This window comes from Janthinobacterium lividum (genome assembly GCF_034424625.1).
GTDB classification, from domain to species: domain Bacteria; phylum Pseudomonadota; class Gammaproteobacteria; order Burkholderiales; family Burkholderiaceae_D; genus Janthinobacterium; species Janthinobacterium lividum.
In genome coordinates, this window is record NZ_CP139976.1 from 4,345,174 (window position 1) to 4,361,603 (window position 16,430).

Here is a 16,430-nt window from a genome sequence, read left to right on the forward strand (position 1 = left end):
CTCCCGCCTGTCACCATGTTTCAACTATGCGCTGACTGCTCAGCCACCGACACTTACAAAAACATGATAACGTCAACTGCAGGGGCAAGTCTATTCCTTAGGGCAATCTTTTGACAAGACATCCGCTCGCCACGCCCACCATCGTTACGCGGCGGTGCCGCTGATACCGAACAATTCCAGCTTCAACCCTTTTATGCCAGACGGCACATAAATCGCAATCGCCTGGGCCTTGATCATGCTGTCATAAATACTGCCCTTGTTATCGATCGAAAAGTAATACGTATTGGGCCGCACTGGCACTTCGGCAGGGACCTGGGCCATATGACGCAACTCGGCACCCGGAAGCGCCCGCCCCAGTAATAGTTCGATAGTGTCCGGAGAGGAAACTTTGAACTGCAATGGCACCGTGGCGACCAGTTCCAGCGCCGGCATATCGGCGTTTACCGCAAGACAGAGTTCGGTCTGCCGGTCAATCCGCTTGGCATCGAGCAAGCCGTGATAGTGGGTGTTTTGTTGCATGTCGTTGGACAGCGCAATCGGGAAATAGCGCGACAGCAGCACAGTATCGATCAGGTCGCGAATGATGCCATCGAGCTTGCCGAAACCGGGAGCCGCGTCATCGTGACAATACGCCGGCAAGTCGCTCAGTGTGTATTTTTTCGAAAACGTCATCAAGCCACCGGCCAATGCCATCAATTTTTCAAACAAATATACGGGATGGTGGCGCCGGTAACTGGCGCAATGGCTGAGCGTGGCGCTGGCCGTACTCAATGTATTGAGCATCCAGAATGAGGAAACATCCCCGCCATGAAATTCAACCGTATTTTTACCGGGCTGACGGTGGCGGCTGTACAGCGCCTCAACTTTCGCGCCCATGCGGTCGATCAGCGACTCGAGCATTTTTTGCAGAGAAGACTCGGCGCTGATGGTCAGGCCAGGTGGAATGAAGGACGTATCGACTTCAAAGCCGCCATTGCCAGCGCGGTACAAACGGATCAGCGGAATGGCAAGGTAATCATTCAGGGGCTCCAGTTGCGACAGAAGATACACGCGTTTCTTCAGGTAAGCCACGTCAATGCTGACTGCTTCGCTGTACAGATCCGGAGTTTCGATATCCACCTGAACATAGCGCGCGCCGGCAGAACTCGAATTGCCGCCATGTGCCTGCAGCGCGGGCAGCGCGGCATAAAACGTAAAACTATGTTCGCTGGAAGGTAGCTTGGACAGGTCAACCGCACTGGGCAATACATCGCCAAGCGGCGCGTCAAAGAGCTCTCCATCCTGAAAGACGAGCGACATGGCGTCCGCCCGCAGGCTGTTGCTGGCCAGTGCATCCGCATTCCAGCTGACGCTGTGCACGCCCCATAAATGTGGATTAATGAGTGAGGCCAGACGTTGCAGCCGCGCTTCATGGTAGCGGTCCAGCTGCTGGAACTGCTGGGGACCGATGGCCAGTCCTTCGGACCAAAGTAATTTGGATGGCAATGTCATCGCGTTCTCCATGTTGACCGTTGGAATCATGCTGCCTTGCCAGTCTGAGGTGGCCAGCGTTGACGTCTTTGATGTTGCGCAGTAACCCTATTCAATTATTTGCGCAAACGCAATTTACCTTTGGGCAAACGCTCGGATACTGGCCATTCAGCCGCAAAGACACAGGAAAAGAGAGATGGAGGACTTGCTGCCGTATTTCGAACGCGAGCTGGTGATGCTGCGGCGACATTGCCGTGAGTTCTCCGAATGCTATCCGCGAATCGCCGGCAAACTGCACATGTCCGGCGAGTCTTGCGAAGATCCGCACGTCGAACACTTGATCGAATCGGTGGCCATGCTGGCGGCGCGCATCTCGAAACGGCTCGATGACGACTATCCGCAATTTACCGAAGCCTTGTTCGAAGCCCTGTTCCCCCATTATCTGCGCCCCTTTCCATCGTGCTCCATCGTGCACCAGTCCGCCCCGGCGGATGGAGTGGGCGTATCGCACTTGCCGGCCGGCAGCGAAATGGACGCAACGCCTGTGCGCGGCGTGCGTTGCCGCTTCAAGACTGCCTACGGCATGACGACAGGAGCATCGATACTGGAAAGCGTGGTTTTCGAAGCGATGATCAAGCCGCCGCCAGGCGTGCGCCTGCCGGCACAAGCCAGTTCCTCGCTGAACATCGGCATCCGGCATCTCGACGCAGCACCTGCATCACTGCGCGTTTTCATCGATGGCGAAGCTTCTTTTTCCGCCGCATTGCGCGATGCCTTGTTCATGCATGCAGTCTGCGCTTTTGTGTCCATCGACGCAGTGCAATGGTTTGCTTTACCCGCCGTGCCCTTGACGCCCGTCGGCTTCGCCGACGCGGATGCCTTGATACCTTTCGGTGCCCGTTCCCAGCCGGCCTACCGCATCCTGAGCGAGTATTTTGCGTATCCGGAAAAATTCAATTTCTTCGACATCGATATCGCGACGCTGAGTGCGGCCCTGCCGCCTGGGTGCCAGCGCTTTACCCTGCATCTGTGCATGGCAGGTTTGCGACCCGATTGCGCTGCGGCACGCATGTTGTCCAGCATTTCCAGCGAAAACTTAAGGCTGGGCTGCAGTCCGGCGGTCAATCTTTTCCGCCAGGAAGGCGTGCCGATCGCCATCACCCGGCAGAAAGCCGACTACGCCGTGCTGGCCCATGCTACCCATGCCCATGGTTACGAAGTCGTCACTGTCGATACGGTGCGTTTGTTGCGCCAGCGGGGAGGGGAAAGCACGCTGACCGAATTTCGCCCGCTGTACAGCCTGCGCCATGGCGAAAGCGCGGCGCAACAAGGCCATTACTGGATCGTTCGCCACGACATGGCTTTGGCCATCAAAAGTCCTGGCCATGAAAAGAAAATCACGCTGGTCGATGGCGACTTCAATCCCTTGATCCATGAAAAGGCCAGCTTGTCGCTGTCGCTGACATGCAGTAACCGCGATCTTCCGCTATCGCTCAAATACGGCCAGCCGCAAGGAGACTTGCAACCGTGCGGCGGCGGACCCGCATTGCACATGCTGCGACGCCCCAGCCAGCCGCGACGCTTTTCAGCGGGCGCGGGCCTGCACTGGCGCCTGATTTCGCACCTGACGCTGAATCATCACGCGCTGGTCCAGGAGGGCTTGCCGGCGCTGCGCGAAATGCTGACACTGTATGACCTGTCCCAATCGGCAAGCTCGCAACGCCAGATCGACGGCATCGTCGCACTGATGCACTCGCCGACCACGACATGGCTGCGGCACAAGCGCGGCACCTCGCTGACGCATGGCGTGGAGGTGCGCATCACGCTTGACGAGGGGGCGTTCGTCGGCAGCAGCATGCACCTGTTTGTGCAGGTGATCGATCACTTCCTTGGGCTATATGTGCAAATCAACAGTTTCATCGAACTGGTGGTGCTGTCACTGCAAAGCGGAGAGGAGCTGATCCGATGCAAACCAAGAAGCGGACTGCAGAATCTGGTGTAATGCACCACTTGCTGGCCGAGCCGTACCGCTACCAATTCGTGCAGGCAATACGTATTCTGCTGTGCTGGCTACGTCAGCAGAACGTGTCCCATGCGCAAGCCTTTGGCCATGTGTTGCGTTTCAAGAACAGCTTGTCATTGAGTTTTCCCGCCAGTGAAATCGAACAGCTTTCACTCGACGACAATGAACAGCTGACCTTGATACCGACGTTCATGCGCTTTCTGGGCATCGGCGGTACCTTGCCTTTGCACCATTCGGAACGTATCGCCGGCCACCGCTTGTCGAGCAAAGACGCCGGCGTTCCGGCCTTCCTCGATATCTTTTCGCACCGCATGCTCACGCTGTATTACCAGGCGTGGGAAAAGTATCGACTGGAATCCACGCTCCAGACCCAGGCAACGGATGCGCAACTACCTTTGCTGATGGCACTGGCCGGCGTGCAGCGCACTGCACTGCCGTCGAACGGAGATACTGATGCTGTGACGCAGGATGTCGCGGCCTGGTACGCGGGTCTGCTGCGCTGCCGCCCCGTCTCCGCGCAAACAATCGGCCCCGTGCTGGCCGAGTACTGCGCCGTACCCGTCACCCTGCAACAATTTGTCGGCGGCTGGGACTATCTTGAAAAAGATAGGCGCAGCCTGCTGGGCAGTGTCAACTTTACGCTGGCGCGCGGCGCAACGCTTGGCCTGCGGCTGTGGCGCCAGGATATGCGCGTGTGCCTGCATATCGGTCCGCTGGATGCTGCTGGCCTGCAACGCTTTCTGCCGCGCAGCACAGGCGCGGCGGCTTTGGCAAAGATGCTGGCGCTGTTCGGCGTACCAGACTTGCAATATGAAGTGCGGCTGATATTGAGTCCGTCATGCATTACTCCCCTGCTCCTGAGCTCCAACCCTTCAGAAAGACGGCGCTTGGGCTGGACGACGTTCTTGCAGACAGCACAAGGCAAAGTACGCGGCGCCGAAGTGCGTTATTTGCTGCAACTGGCTTGAGTACTTCACTCTTGGAAAGCGAGGCAAGCATGAAACATGCGGGACGCGGCGTCATCCGGCTCGGAGACGCAACCGATCACGGCGGCAAGGTCACCAGCGCATCGTCCGGCAGCACCGTGATGGGGAAGACTGCGGCGCTGGCCGACGACACAACGTTCTGCCCCAAGTGCAAGGGCAATTTTCCGATCACGCCGGATGGCGCCGGCGCAAAACACATGGGCAAGCCGTACGCCTATGACGGCGATGCCACCGCCTGCGGCGCCCACCTGATCACATCCCTGTAACGGAGGCAGGCCATGCATGCAAGCATCCAGGCGGCACTATCGGCCTTCGACCTCGCCGCGCAAGAACGGCGCCTGCTGAAGATCGATTTCCCCCATGAAGATGGGCCAGCCGGCGCCATCCTGCTGGTCAATTCGCTGACTGCCAGGGAGGAGGTGTCGCGCGACTTCCGTTTCGAGGCCGAACTGCTGTCCGATGACGCGCATATTGCGCTCAAGGCCATGATGGGCCGCATGGTGAGCATTTCCATGGTGCGCGACGATGGCACGCTGCGCCACTTCAATGGTTATGTGGGCGAGTTTTGCCTGCTGCGCGCCGATGGCGGCTTTGCGTGGTACCGCATGGTGCTGCAACCATGGCTGGCCTTCGCCCGCCTGCGCCAGGACAATGTGTCCTTTCATGGCCAAAGCGTGATGCAGCTGACCGAAACAACGTTCGCACACTACGAGCAGCGCGACTGGAAAACCAGCATCCATGGGGACGATCCGCAGATCACCTGCGCCAACCAGCACAATGAGACCGACTATAACCACCTGCACCGGCGCTGGGAGGCGCTGGGCTGGCATTACTGGTACGAACACCGCGCCGATGGCCATACGCTGTGGCTCGCGGACAACAGCACCCTGGCGGACATGGTCGCCACGGCGTCCGGAGACGGAGCCATGCGTTTTCACGCCGAATCGGGTGCCATGGAAGACGATGGCCTGCAACAGTGGCAAGCCGTGCGCCGCATCGGCTCCGGGCAGATGACACTGGCCAGTTTCGACTATAAAAATCCCCAGCCGCGCCTTGCCAGCGGCTACTCCCTGAATCGCCAGGGTGATGTATTTGCCCATGAGCTATATGAAAACACGGGCGCCTATGGCTATAAGAATATCGACGAGGGAGAATCCCTGGCGCAACGCCGCATGGAAGAAAGCGACCATCTGCGCCAGTATTTCGAGGCGGCCGGCAATCACCGTGGCGCACAGCCTGGCCTTTGCTTCCGGCTCGATGGACATTTCAGCGCCGAGGAAAAACGCTGCCAGCCTGGCCAGGAGCGCCCGGACAATATCGCCGAACGCGAGTACCTGATCCTGTCAGTCGTGCATAGCGCCAGCAATAATTATCAGCTTGGCCCTGGCACACCTTCCCACTATGTCAACAAGTTGGTGTGCGTGCGTCGGGACATCCGCTGGCGGCCGGGTCGTGGCTACAACAGCACACCGTGCGTGGTTGCCGGTGTGCAGACGGCGCTGGTGGTCGGACCGGCCGGAGAGGAAATCCATACCGATGCACTGGGACGCATCCGCCTGCAGTTTCACTGGGATCGTCTGGGTGAATTCGATGAGCGCAGCTCGCCATGGATACGCGTCATGATGCCGATGGCGGGTCCGCAAATGGGACACATCGCCTTGCCGCGCGTGGGCCAGGAAGTCGTTGTGCAATTCCAGGACGGCAATATCGACCACCCTATCGTCATCGGCGTGGTCTACAACAGCGCCAATCCGCCGCCGTGGCAACTGCCGCAGCAGCGTGCCCTGTCCGGCTTGCGCAGCCGTGAACTGGGCGCCCGCAGCGCCAACCATCTCGTGCTCGACGATACCAAGGGTGCGATCCAGGCGCAGCTGCGCAGCGAACACCAGGACAGCCGGCTTTCACTGGGCAACATCACCCGCATCGACGACAATGCCGGCCGCAAGGAAGCGCGCGGTGTGGGCTTTGAACTGGCCAGCAGCGCCTGGGGCGCCCTGCGCGCGGCCAAAGGCATGCTGATTACCACCGAAACACCGGCAGGTGGCGGCTCCGTCAAGCAACTCGACGAAACACAGGCCCGTCTGGCGCAAGCACGTCAACTGCAGCAAGGCTTGGCCGGCATGGCGGTCGACGCGGGCGCGCAAGACAGCGCAGCACAACAAGGCGCCGTCGCCGAGTCCATCCAGCGGCAAAACGCCGCAATCAAGGGCGCCGGCGGCGATTTCCCGGAACTGTCCGAACCGCATTTGCTGCTGGCCAGCCCGGCCGGCATCGAGCTGAGCACGGCCCAGTCCATCCACCTCGCCGCCAGCGAGCATGTGGCGCTCACCAGCAGCAAGCATATTTCACTCGCCAGCGGCGACAGCATGTTTGCCAGCATTGCCAGGACCTTCAGCCTGTTCGTGCACAAGGCCGGCATGAAACTGATCGCCGCCAGCGGCAAAGTGTCCATCCAGGCCCACAGCGACGAGGTGGAAATCCTCGCCCAGAAAGTCTTGTCTCTGATCAGCGAAGCGGACTGGGTCAACATCAAGGGCAAAAAAGGCGTACGCCTGCACGGCGCCAACCACATGCTGGAAATCAGCGACAAGGTGCAGTTCTTCACCTCCTCCCCTGTGCTCTTCAACGGCAACCTGGAAACCCTGGCGCCGAAAAGCGTGTCGCAGGAATTCAATGAACGGCCACACAGCGGATTTGATCAGGAGGTCTTGCTGGTGAATGCCGACGATACGCCGGCCGTTGGCCTTGCTTTTGAAATCCTGCGCGATGACGGCAACATGGCCGGCAAAAGCGCGGAAGACGGTTCCACGCAACTACAAAAATCCACGGGCATGGACAGCTACATCATTCGCTATAAGGGAGAACTGCCATGAGCAAATGTGATGACCTGAATAACCGCGGCAATCATCCTGCAAAGTTTAGTCAAGGCGTGGGAGGGTGGGCAGAACTCGCTGTTTCGATGACTGAAACAAAAGATACCGCCCGACATGACGTCACCGTCCCGCCAGGCAAAGTCATTCCTGTCATCTTCCTACCAGGCGTGATGGGCAGCAATCTAAGGATGAGCAAGGTTCGCCAAGAAGAATTGCGCCGTCCAGACAATCGGGCTTGGCGGCCGGACGATATGATGGGGGCTGGAGGCAAGACAGCTGTCCTCACAGGCAACGGCTTGGGTGGCTGGTTCAAAGATGCGTCGCCACGGCAGCGTCAATTGGTATTTGATCCCACTGAAACCGAAGTCGAGTACTACCATTACACCGAAAGCAACAGCCGCTTCGATCCAGATGGTGCGGAAACCAAAGCCGCGGATGCGCGGCATCAAAATGTGCCTGACAGCTTTACCCCCATTCCTCCTCTGATGGGAACGAACAGGATAGCGACAACATCACGCCCGAATCAAGGTAAAGCCTGCTCATATCAAAGCCCAGCACAAATAGCCCGTTGGCGAGGATGGAGTGAAGTGTTATTTGCTGGTGCGTACGGAACAATGTTGCGGGCTGCCGAATTGCATCTCAATAACATGATTTCCGACGGTAAGCCACATCCTGTCTGGCGTCAAACAAATGGCCTTGGCGCACTGCTTTTGCAAGATCCAGAAAATTTTGGCGCGTCATCTGGGAAAGCCATTACCGTCAGCGATTTAAAGAAAATTTCTCCTTGCTGGTATCCAGTGCATGCGATGGGTTATAACTTTATCAAGAGCAATGGGGTATCCGCCGTCACTATTGCAGAGCGACTACGCGGCCTTGTCAAAGGCTACCAGCAACGCGGATTCAAATGTAACGAAGTCATCATCGTCACACATAGCATGGGGGGCTTGCTGGCCCGTGCATTGATACATCCCAGCTATGGAAAGATGCTTGATGATAAAGATGTGAAAATTCTGGGCATTTATCACAACGTGATGCCAACCATTGGCGCCGCAGGGGCATATAAACGCATGCGTTTTGGTTTTCAAGAAAGAGAAGGTTCTATAGCAGAAATAGAAGCCAGCATTTTAGGCATCAACGGTGTACATGCTACCGCCATTCTGGCAAACGCACCGGCGCCACTGGAAATGTTGCCAGGTGCAGCATATGGCCAAGATTGGCTGAAAATTGTAGATGCACAGGATAAAGTTTTATGGAGCTGGCCTCGCGATAAAGCCACTGCACTGGAAAGCATTTACCTTCAACCCGCCAATGCGTGGTGGAGGCTAATCAACCCAAAATGGGTAAACCCCGCAGACCTCCCTTATGAAAAAGGTGGGGGTATAGAAAGAACAATGGAGAGAATAACATACGCCTCAAAATTTCTATCGTCCATAGAGAAAAATTTCCACCCAAACACTTATGCAAGCTATTGCGCTTCCCGAAATTTTTTAAGTTACGGCGACGTCGTATTTAAATTAATTGACGGTCTTCACGGTGGTTCAAATGATCCATGGAATAAATTTGAGCCGCTACCTGAAAAATGGAAATTACTTGAAGATGATAGCAAGGGGCAACTCCTGGTTCAAGCCGGAGGGAAAAACTTAAAATTAAAGCTACAGCCAGCCAGTGCACGCGGTGATGGAACGGTACCGTCAGACCGTTCTGCACGGCACATCACAGGCACACTGTTCATACATGGCAGGGCGGAAGCGAACGGTTATGACCACCAGAACAGCTATGCCGATACAAATGTAATGGCATCCATGCTGTATTCCATCGTACAAATTGCCAAGACGGCAAAATGGGATTAAGCCATGAATAATAAAATAAAGAAAACAATTTTCCTCACGATCACAGTTATTGCGATGACTTTCCTATCCGCCCACGCGAAACAAAATTCAGACAAGGAGACCATAATGCCTGAAAATTTCAAACTCAGCAAACGCCTGGATGCGCTATTTTTAAAAACAAAAATTGTATGCTTCGGGCGCTATGCCCTAGAGGTTCCACAAGAAGCACAACTCATATCAGGAGGAACAACAATTCTTTCGGAAATCAAGAGCATACCAGGCGGAATAACAGAAAAAAACGAACGCATAGCAGAAGAAATTGAAAAAATAAAAAAAAATGATCCAACCTCTGAAATTATATACAATGAAAAAGGTCCAATAGAAAATAGCTGGCAACTTCAATACTATGACGGAGAATTCTCCAAAGAAGGTGGACGTTTAATCTTCAAGACCTACGTTATAAAAGGAAGCCATATATTTATTCTTGACGGATCAACACGAAAAGGTGAAACAATAGCAGATTCCAAACGAAATCAAATGGTCCGCGCTAATAATTTACGTCTGCGCGATGAAAATGAAGTTCCCAAGGAACCTGGTTATTGCGTCAAAAATGGCTTCATGAGCGACAACAAATATGATAGTCAGGAAATGGCGGATGCAGGCTTGTATTTCCCCAGCTTTCCAGACGTGACTTTTTCCATCACCGCGAATAAAGATGCCTACGGTGACTATCCTCCTGCCGAATATGATGCAAAAGTACGTGGAGAATTATCATTACTTGCTCGTATCCAGCAGGCGAAAGACCAGCAAGGCAAGAATTATCCCGCTCGCACACTGCTACGCGAGGGCAAGCGTGACGTGCAGCACTGGCATGGCGAGGAATCGTTGATACGGCGCACCGATGGCGTGCACGATTTCGAATGGACACTGGTGGGCACGCCAGGAGATATCGCCTATCCAGCGGTATTGGAAGCATCCATGTACACCAAAGTCGCCCACAACATGGTCGGCGCCGCCGAAGCCGCGTCGCTGACCGACGAAGAGGCCATCGCCTTGTGGGACAAACTGCTGTCCGGCTTGAAGTTCAGGGTGAAAGTGCCGGGCGCGCCTCCCGGTTCTTACTATATCGATCCGGATAAGCCAACGCAGTGACAAGAAGGCATGCTGGCGCCGTGCAAGCCATTGCGCTAGCATGATCTTTTTCCTGGAAAGCCGCCATGACCATCACCCTGCGCCCCGCCCTGCCCTTTGACATCGACGCCCTGTGGGCGCTGCGCACGGTGGCCGTGCGCGTCAGTTGCGCCACGCACTATGCGCCGGAGCAAATCGCCGCGTGGACGGCCTCGCCCGTGCCGCCTGCGTATGCCGCCATGCTGGCAGCAGGCGGCGGCATCGTGGCGATGCAGGGAGATATCATTGCCGGCTACGCCATGCTCGATGCGGACAAGCAGGAAGTCGATGCCGTCTTTGTCGATCCGGCCCTTGCGGGCCTGGGCATCGGCAAGCGCCTGCTGGCGGCGCTGGAGCAACTGGCGCGCGGGCGCGGCATTGCGCGTCTGCACCTGTCCGCGTCGCTCAATGCCGTGCCGTTTTACGCGGCTGCCGGCTTTACAGCCTTGCGCGAGCAAGCATATGCGCACCCGAGCGGCATCAGCCTGTCCAGCGTGGCGATGGAAAAGGCGTTAACGCCCGCCTGAACCGTCAGTCGGGCACCGCGCCCGCCTCGGACTCGGCCAGGCAGTGCTGCAGCTTCGCGATCAGGGCGCGCACTTCATCGCCGCCCAGGTCCAGCGGGTCGCCTTGCGCGCCGACGGCGATCAGACAAATCGCCGAGCCGTCGTACCAGGCGTCCAGGCGTTCCTTGCCCTCATTCATATTGCTCTGATTCATGTTGCAAATCCCTCAGTAAATCAGCCGACGCCGCGATGCTGGCGCTGCCTTGCGGTACAGGGAAGACGAAAGCCAGCTGGCCATTCTGGTTCATACCGGGCAGCCACTTGGCCAGGAAATCGCCGAGCGCGATGGCGCGCGGCTGAAAATGTTCCCATTCGCCGCTGGCGCACGCCTGCGCAAACGCGGCTTCCGGCCAGAACGGGATGGCAACCTTGCCGTCGACTTGCGCCGTGGCCCAGCCATCGCGGTACAAGCCCCACACTTCTTGCGTATCGGCTGCCTTGCGCACAAAGTAGGCATGGCGTTCGGCGGACGGCAGCCCCGCCACCTGCTTGAACTTTTCAGGATGCATGCTCGTCTCCTGCCCCGTCCCATACCCGCAGCTGCGGCGTGCACCAGCCCGTCACCATGTCGAGGGCGTCCAGTATCACGTCTTCCAGCGGCCCGTCCTCCATAGGCGGGCGCAGTTCCTGCAGCAAGGCCGCCACTTGCGCGGCCGTCACGCCGCTGGCCTTGTAACGCAGCAGGATGGCGCGCAGCGTGAGCAACCCTGCCCTCGCGTCCAGCGCGGCCAGCAAGTCCCGGTCGATATCGGCGATGATGGTTTGCGGCATCTCAATCCGCCTCCCACGCGATGGCGGCCGGCCGCGCGCCGCCCGTCCTGAAAAACTCGGCAAATGCCCGCTGGCATTGTTCCACCTCCACGCACCATGCCTCGGGATACTCGTCCACCTGGCCATTCGACAGCAGATAGCTGCAGGCACCGTCTGCCTCCTCGTCGCCCAGCGAGTGAAAACTCAGGTCGTCCTGGCCCGACAGATACATCAGCCAGGCATTGCCGCCATTGCGCAACATGCACAGGGCCGGGCCCTGCTCCGCGTCCGTGGCCAAGGTCAGCCACAGCTCGCACTGCGCCTGCGCGCGCGCCTCTTGCAGCGCTTGCTCCAGCGCAAGGATGCTATCCACCACGCGCGGCTCGCCGTGCAGATTCAGTTCCATCGTCATGCTTTTTCCCCACTTAGATCGGCCGTCGCCAGGGCCGTGCTCAGGTACAGCTTGCCGCTCAGGTCTTGCAATAAACTGCTCTGGCGCAGGCGGTCCATCACGGGCCCTTTCACTTCGGCCAGGTTCAGGCTGATGCCGCGCTTGATCAGCGCGCTGTTGAGTTCGATCAAGCCCAGCAAGGCCGTGCTGTCGATCTGGTTGACTGCCGACAACACCAACACCAGGTGGCGCGCCGTCGGGTGGCCGCGCAACTCGTCTTCCACGCGCTCCGTCACGGCTTCGACGTTGCCGAAGAACAGGCCCGCATCGATGCGCAACAGCAAAACGTCCGGCAAGGTCTGCGCCTCATAGCGCTCCACGTTGCGGAAGTGCTCGCTATTCGGGATGCGGCCCAGCACGGCGATGTGCGGGCGGCTGGCGCGCCAGATCAGGGTGCCCATCGACAACAGCACGCCGATCACCACGCCCGCTTCCACGCCCAGCACCAGCACGCCGGCCGTCGTCGCCAGCAGGGCCAGCGCATCGCTGCGGTCGTAGCGCCACGACAGTTTCAAGGTGTCCCAATCCAGCAGGCTGCTGACGGCAAAGATGATGGTGGCCGCCAGAACGGGCAGCGGCAGCAGGGCCAGCCAGCCCGTGGGCGCCACCAGCGCCAGCGCCAGCAGGCCGGCCGTGATGATGCTGGCCAGGGGCGTGTTGGCGCCCGCCTGGAAATTGACGGCCGAGCGGGAAATCGAGCCCGTGACGGGGAAGCCGCCCGACAGCGCGCTGGCCACGTTGGCCGCGCCCAGCCCCAGCAGTTCGCGGTTGGTCTGCAGCTTTTCACCGCGTTTTTGCGCCAGGGTCTGGGCGGCGGACATGCTCATCAAAAAGATGATGAAGGCGATCAGGAGCGCCGGCGACAGCAGGGTGCGCCAATGGGCGCTCGAGGTAGCCAGGTTCAGGCCCGGCAAGCCGCTGGGCACGTGACCGGTCGTCTGCACGCCCATCGCTTCCAGGCCGCCATAGGCGACCAGCGCGATGCCGGCCAGCACCAGCGCCATCGGCGCCAGGCGCGCGCCCACGTCGGCCGCCACCTTGTTCAGGCCGCAACGCTGCAACAGGCGCGACAGATAACGCTTGGCCAGCCACAGGAACAACAGGCCGGACAGTCCAAGCACGAGGCTGGGCGTATGCCAGTGGGGCCAGGTGGCACCCAGCAAGGGCGTGATCTGGCCCCAGATGATCAGGATCGCGGCGCCATTGCTGAAACCGCTGATCACGGGGCGCGACAAAAAGCTGGCCATGAAGCCCAGGCGCAGCACGCCGCACAGCAACAGGACGAGGCCGCTGATGAAGGCCAGCTGGGCGGCCAGGACGATATACAGGGAGGAGCCGGGGTCGGCCAGCGGCGCCAGGGCGGCGGCCGTCATCAGGGATACGATGGCCATGGGGCCCACCGATTGCGTCATGCTGCTGCCGAACACGGCGTACAGCACGGGCGGCAAGATGCTGGCGTAGATGCCCACCACGGGCGGCAAGCCGGCCACCAGCGCATAAGCCATGCCTTGCGGCACCATCATCATGGCGACAACGATACCGGCAGTGATGTCTCCGGCCAACAGAGGACGCCGGTATTGCCTGAGCCAGAGCAGCATGGATGATCCCGAAATCTGAAAACCGAAGCCTATCATGCGACGCGGCCGGCTGACAGGGGGAACGCGTTCACTCTTGCAGCAATTGCGCCTTCACGGCATCGAGGATTTCCGCCGACAGGGCTTCGTCATCGACGGAACGGGCCAGCACCATGGCCCCCACCATGGCGGCAAACGTGGCGATCGCCTGCTGGCGCCGCTCTTCCGGGGCGCCGTCGGGCAGCAAACCCTGCAGCAAGGCGAACTGCTGCTGCGTGGCCGCCGTAAACGCGGGACGCGCGCCGGGCGACATGCGCGCCACGTCGACGCCCATGGCCGCCGCAGGGCAACCACCGCCGGGCTGGTCGCGGTGCCGGGTGGTCAAATAATTGTCGATAATGGCCGGCAACGCCCGCTGCGGGTCGCTGGCGACCTTTGCCTGCCAGCCTGCCAGCGATTTCTCCAGGGCATGCTGGCACGCCTCGATCATCAAGTCTTCCTTGGACGCGAAATGGCCATAGAAGCCGCCATGCGTCAGGCCCGCGTTCTTCATCAAATCGGCCACGCCGATGCCGTCATAGCCCTTTTCGCGGAACAACCTGGCCGCCACGTCCACGATGCGCTCGCGGTTCAGCGCCGCCTGTTCCCTGCTTACCTTCATGCTGCCCTCCCACATTTATGTCAACCATCATATAACTTTACGCCTGTTTGCGCCACTCTGTTAGCAAGCGCACCGTTGGATGCGGTTGCCGCGCCGATACTGGATCTTCGTTTCCAGGGAGGCCAGCATGAACGAGAACAAGGACCAGTCCGCCGGTAACTTGCAGCGCAGCATACAGCAGGAGCAGGATCAGGAAGACAAGCAGCGCGATGCCGCCAAGCAAGGCAAGGCAAGCAAGCCTCCCGTGCAGACAGGCCACCGCAACCAGCCGACGCCTCCCCTGCCCGCCCAGCACCTGGACAAGCCCGGCCTTGAAGCACAGATGGCATTGAAACCCCGCTTCCTGGCGCCCGACTACTGCGGCAGCGGCAAGCTGGCCGGCATGGTCGCCATCATCACGGGCGGCGATTCCGGCATCGGCCGCGCCGTGGCCGTGCTGTACGCGCGCGAAGGGGCGGATGTCGCCATCATTTACCTGAACGAACACGCGGACGCCCACGAAACCAAGCGCTACGTGGAAGCGGAAGGACAGAGCTGCCTCCTGATTGCCGGCGACGTGCGCGACCAGGGCTTTTGCCAGCAAGCCGTCAGCCAGGTGCTGGACAAATTCACGCACATCGACGTGCTGGTCAACAACGCAGCCTTCCAGGAACATGCGGAATCCTTGCTGGACCTGAGCGAGGAACGCTTCGACCTCACCATGAAAACCAATGTCTACGGCTACTTTCATATGGCCAAGGCCGTCCTGCCCCACTTGCAGCGGGGCGCGTCCATCATCAACACGGGCTCCGTGACGGGTTTGCAAGGCTCGAAGCACTTGCTCGACTATTCCACCACCAAGGGTGCCATCCATGCGTTTACCATGGCGCTGGCCGGCAACCTGCTGGACAAGGGCATACGCGTGAACGCCATCGCGCCCGGGCCCGTCTGGACGCCCCTCAACCCGGCCGACAAGTCGCCAGAGGACATCCAGAAATTCGGCCAGGGCACGGACATGCGCCGCCCGGCCCAGCCGGAAGAACTGTCGCCCGCCTACGTCTTCCTGGCCTCGCCCGCCTGTTCCAGCTACATCACGGGCATCGTCCTGCCCATCACCGGCACGGTGGGGGACTAGACGATGGCGCGCGCACTGTGGAAAGGCGCCATCAGCTTCGGCCTTGTGCACATCCCCGTCGAGCTGATTTCAGCCAGTCTCGACCATGAACTGGACTTGTCCATGCTGGACCGGCGCGACTTTTCACCCATCGGCTACAAGCGCTACAACAAGAAGACGGGCAAGGAAGTCGAGTGGGACGACATCATCAAGGGCTATGAATACAAGACGGACGAGTATGTGGTGCTGTCCGAGGAAGATTTAAGGCAGGCCAACGTCAAGGCCACGCAAACCATCGACATACTGACCTTTGTCGATGCGCTTGAGGTGCCGCTGACCTTTTACGAGCACCCGTATTATTTGCTGCCCGCCAAGGGCGGCGAAAAAGTCTATGCGCTGCTGCGCGAAACCTTGCGCAAGGCGAACAAAGTGGGCATCGCCAGCGTGGTCATGCGCACCAAGCAGCATTTGTGCGCACTCGTGTGCGTGGGCGACGCCATCGTGCTCAACACCCTGCGCTACGCCGATGAAATCCGCCCCACAGACGACCTGGACTTGCCCGGCAGCACCCTGAAATCGGCCGGCATTTCCGACAAGGAACTCAAGATGGCCCTGTCGCTGGTGGAAGGCATGAGCGAAGCGTGGGAACCTGGGCAATACCACGACAGCTACCGCGAAGACGTGCTGGCGCTGGTCAAGAAGAAAATCAAGGCCAGGCAGACCAAGACCATCACGCCGCCCGCGCCCGAGCCAGCAGAAGAGCACGGCAACAACGTGATCGACCTGGTCGCCCTGCTGCAGCAAAGCCTGGGCAAGAAAGCGTCCGCCGCGCCGGCCCGCAAGCGCGCGACCTCGTCCGCCGCCCGCAAGCCGCCCGCCAGGCGCAAGGCGGCCTGAACCACCCCACCCGCTTAGCGAGACTCTGCCATCATATAAATGCATTGACTTTGATCCAGCTTCTCGCTACGTTATGCACAGGCCTGC

At 59.2% G+C, this 16,430-nt stretch carries 16 protein-coding genes; 9 read left to right on the forward strand and 7 right to left on the reverse strand.

Annotated elements, in window-relative coordinates; genetic code table 11:
- Positions 1-144: 144 nt before the first annotated feature.
- Positions 145-1,521, reverse strand: a complete 1,377-nt coding sequence (tssK, locus tag U0004_RS19655; protein ID WP_327076243.1) for a type VI secretion system baseplate subunit TssK — start codon at positions 1,519-1,521, stop codon at positions 145-147.
- Between the two features lie 145 nt (positions 1,522-1,666).
- Here tssK and tssF point away from each other — a divergent pair, with 145 nt between their 5' ends.
- The 7 genes from tssF (at position 1,667) to U0004_RS19690 (ending at position 10,878) form a co-directional block, all read left to right on the forward strand.
- Positions 1,667-3,472, forward strand: coding sequence for a type VI secretion system baseplate subunit TssF (gene tssF, locus U0004_RS19660; protein ID WP_070258058.1), 1,806 nt, complete (start codon positions 1,667-1,669; stop codon positions 3,470-3,472).
- A complete protein-coding gene (gene tssG / locus U0004_RS19665; protein ID WP_070258056.1) occupies positions 3,436-4,461 on the forward strand; it encodes a type VI secretion system baseplate subunit TssG in 1,026 nt (341 codons plus the stop codon). Before tssF ends, tssG begins: the two co-directional genes overlap by 37 nt.
- Positions 4,462-4,490: 29 nt before the next feature.
- Positions 4,491-4,745, forward strand: a complete 255-nt coding sequence (locus U0004_RS19670; protein WP_070258054.1) for a PAAR domain-containing protein — start codon at positions 4,491-4,493, stop codon at positions 4,743-4,745.
- A gap of 12 nt (positions 4,746-4,757) precedes the next feature.
- The gene (locus U0004_RS19675) at positions 4,758-7,352 is read left to right on the forward strand and encodes a type VI secretion system Vgr family protein (RefSeq protein WP_070258053.1); all 2,595 of its coding nucleotides are present in this window, start codon (positions 4,758-4,760) and stop codon (positions 7,350-7,352) included.
- The gene (locus U0004_RS19680) at positions 7,349-9,202 is read left to right on the forward strand and encodes an esterase/lipase family protein (protein ID WP_071653717.1); all 1,854 of its coding nucleotides are present in this window, start codon (positions 7,349-7,351) and stop codon (positions 9,200-9,202) included. Before U0004_RS19675 ends, U0004_RS19680 begins: the two co-directional genes overlap by 4 nt.
- 3 nt (positions 9,203-9,205) lie before the next feature.
- A complete protein-coding gene (locus U0004_RS19685; RefSeq protein ID WP_231958066.1) occupies positions 9,206-10,333 on the forward strand; it encodes a T6SS immunity protein Tli4 family protein in 1,128 nt (375 codons plus the stop codon).
- Between the two features lie 65 nt (positions 10,334-10,398).
- Positions 10,399-10,878 carry a GNAT family N-acetyltransferase gene (locus U0004_RS19690; protein ID WP_070258051.1) on the forward strand — a complete coding sequence of 160 codons (480 nt, stop codon included), beginning with the start codon at positions 10,399-10,401 and terminating at the stop codon, positions 10,876-10,878.
- A gap of 4 nt (positions 10,879-10,882) precedes the next feature.
- Here U0004_RS19690 and U0004_RS19695 read toward each other — a convergent pair whose 3' ends face one another.
- The 6 genes from U0004_RS19695 to U0004_RS19720 all read right to left on the reverse strand — a co-directional run bounded on the left by U0004_RS19695 (position 10,883) and on the right by U0004_RS19720 (position 14,353).
- On the reverse strand, positions 10,883-11,071 hold the full coding sequence (locus tag U0004_RS19695) for a hypothetical protein (protein WP_139144227.1): 189 nt from the start codon (positions 11,069-11,071) through the stop codon (positions 10,883-10,885).
- The gene (locus U0004_RS19700; protein ID WP_070258048.1) at positions 11,049-11,426 is read right to left on the reverse strand and encodes a DUF2750 domain-containing protein; all 378 of its coding nucleotides are present in this window, start codon (positions 11,424-11,426) and stop codon (positions 11,049-11,051) included. Before U0004_RS19700 ends, U0004_RS19695 begins: the two co-directional genes overlap by 23 nt.
- On the reverse strand, positions 11,416-11,688 hold the full coding sequence (locus U0004_RS19705; protein WP_070258047.1) for a hypothetical protein: 273 nt from the start codon (positions 11,686-11,688) through the stop codon (positions 11,416-11,418). The genes U0004_RS19700 and U0004_RS19705 overlap by 11 nt, the downstream gene beginning before the upstream one ends.
- Position 11,689: 1 nt before the next feature.
- Positions 11,690-12,079, reverse strand: coding sequence for an Imm1 family immunity protein (locus U0004_RS19710; RefSeq protein WP_081345769.1), 390 nt, complete (start codon positions 12,077-12,079; stop codon positions 11,690-11,692).
- Entirely contained in the window at positions 12,076-13,716 is a 1,641-nt protein-coding gene (locus tag U0004_RS19715; RefSeq protein ID WP_070258045.1) for a SulP family inorganic anion transporter, read from the reverse strand. Before U0004_RS19715 ends, U0004_RS19710 begins: the two co-directional genes overlap by 4 nt.
- A gap of 67 nt (positions 13,717-13,783) precedes the next feature.
- On the reverse strand, positions 13,784-14,353 hold the full coding sequence (locus U0004_RS19720) for a TetR/AcrR family transcriptional regulator (protein WP_070258152.1): 570 nt from the start codon (positions 14,351-14,353) through the stop codon (positions 13,784-13,786).
- A gap of 127 nt (positions 14,354-14,480) precedes the next feature.
- Here U0004_RS19720 and U0004_RS19725 point away from each other — a divergent pair, with 127 nt between their 5' ends.
- Both U0004_RS19725 and ku read left to right on the forward strand, forming a co-directional pair.
- Entirely contained in the window at positions 14,481-15,467 is a 987-nt protein-coding gene (locus U0004_RS19725; RefSeq protein ID WP_070258043.1) for an SDR family oxidoreductase, read from the forward strand.
- A gap of 3 nt (positions 15,468-15,470) precedes the next feature.
- Positions 15,471-16,343, forward strand: coding sequence for a non-homologous end joining protein Ku (gene ku, locus U0004_RS19730; protein WP_070258041.1), 873 nt, complete (start codon positions 15,471-15,473; stop codon positions 16,341-16,343).
- Positions 16,344-16,430: the final 87 nt, after the last annotated feature.

Coding starts and splice junctions, on each gene's coding strand:
- tssK (WP_327076243.1), bottom strand. CDS start 1,521: ATGATTCCAACGGTCAACATGGAGAACGCGATGACATTGCCATCCAAA.
- tssF (WP_070258058.1), top strand. CDS start 1,667: ATGGAGGACTTGCTGCCGTATTTCGAACGCGAGCTGGTGATGCTGCGG.
- tssG (WP_070258056.1), top strand. CDS start 3,436: ATGCAAACCAAGAAGCGGACTGCAGAATCTGGTGTAATGCACCACTTG.
- U0004_RS19670 (WP_070258054.1), top strand. CDS start 4,491: ATGAAACATGCGGGACGCGGCGTCATCCGGCTCGGAGACGCAACCGAT.
- U0004_RS19675 (WP_070258053.1), top strand. CDS start 4,758: ATGCATGCAAGCATCCAGGCGGCACTATCGGCCTTCGACCTCGCCGCG.
- U0004_RS19680 (WP_071653717.1), top strand. CDS start 7,349: ATGAGCAAATGTGATGACCTGAATAACCGCGGCAATCATCCTGCAAAG.
- U0004_RS19685 (WP_231958066.1), top strand. CDS start 9,206: ATGAATAATAAAATAAAGAAAACAATTTTCCTCACGATCACAGTTATT.
- U0004_RS19690 (WP_070258051.1), top strand. CDS start 10,399: ATGACCATCACCCTGCGCCCCGCCCTGCCCTTTGACATCGACGCCCTG.
- U0004_RS19695 (WP_139144227.1), bottom strand. CDS start 11,071: ATGAATCAGAGCAATATGAATGAGGGCAAGGAACGCCTGGACGCCTGG.
- U0004_RS19700 (WP_070258048.1), bottom strand. CDS start 11,426: ATGCATCCTGAAAAGTTCAAGCAGGTGGCGGGGCTGCCGTCCGCCGAA.
- U0004_RS19705 (WP_070258047.1), bottom strand. CDS start 11,688: ATGCCGCAAACCATCATCGCCGATATCGACCGGGACTTGCTGGCCGCG.
- U0004_RS19710 (WP_081345769.1), bottom strand. CDS start 12,079: ATGACGATGGAACTGAATCTGCACGGCGAGCCGCGCGTGGTGGATAGC.
- U0004_RS19715 (WP_070258045.1), bottom strand. CDS start 13,716: ATGCTGCTCTGGCTCAGGCAATACCGGCGTCCTCTGTTGGCCGGAGAC.
- U0004_RS19720 (WP_070258152.1), bottom strand. CDS start 14,353: ATGAAGGTAAGCAGGGAACAGGCGGCGCTGAACCGCGAGCGCATCGTG.
- U0004_RS19725 (WP_070258043.1), top strand. CDS start 14,481: ATGAACGAGAACAAGGACCAGTCCGCCGGTAACTTGCAGCGCAGCATA.
- ku (WP_070258041.1), top strand. CDS start 15,471: ATGGCGCGCGCACTGTGGAAAGGCGCCATCAGCTTCGGCCTTGTGCAC.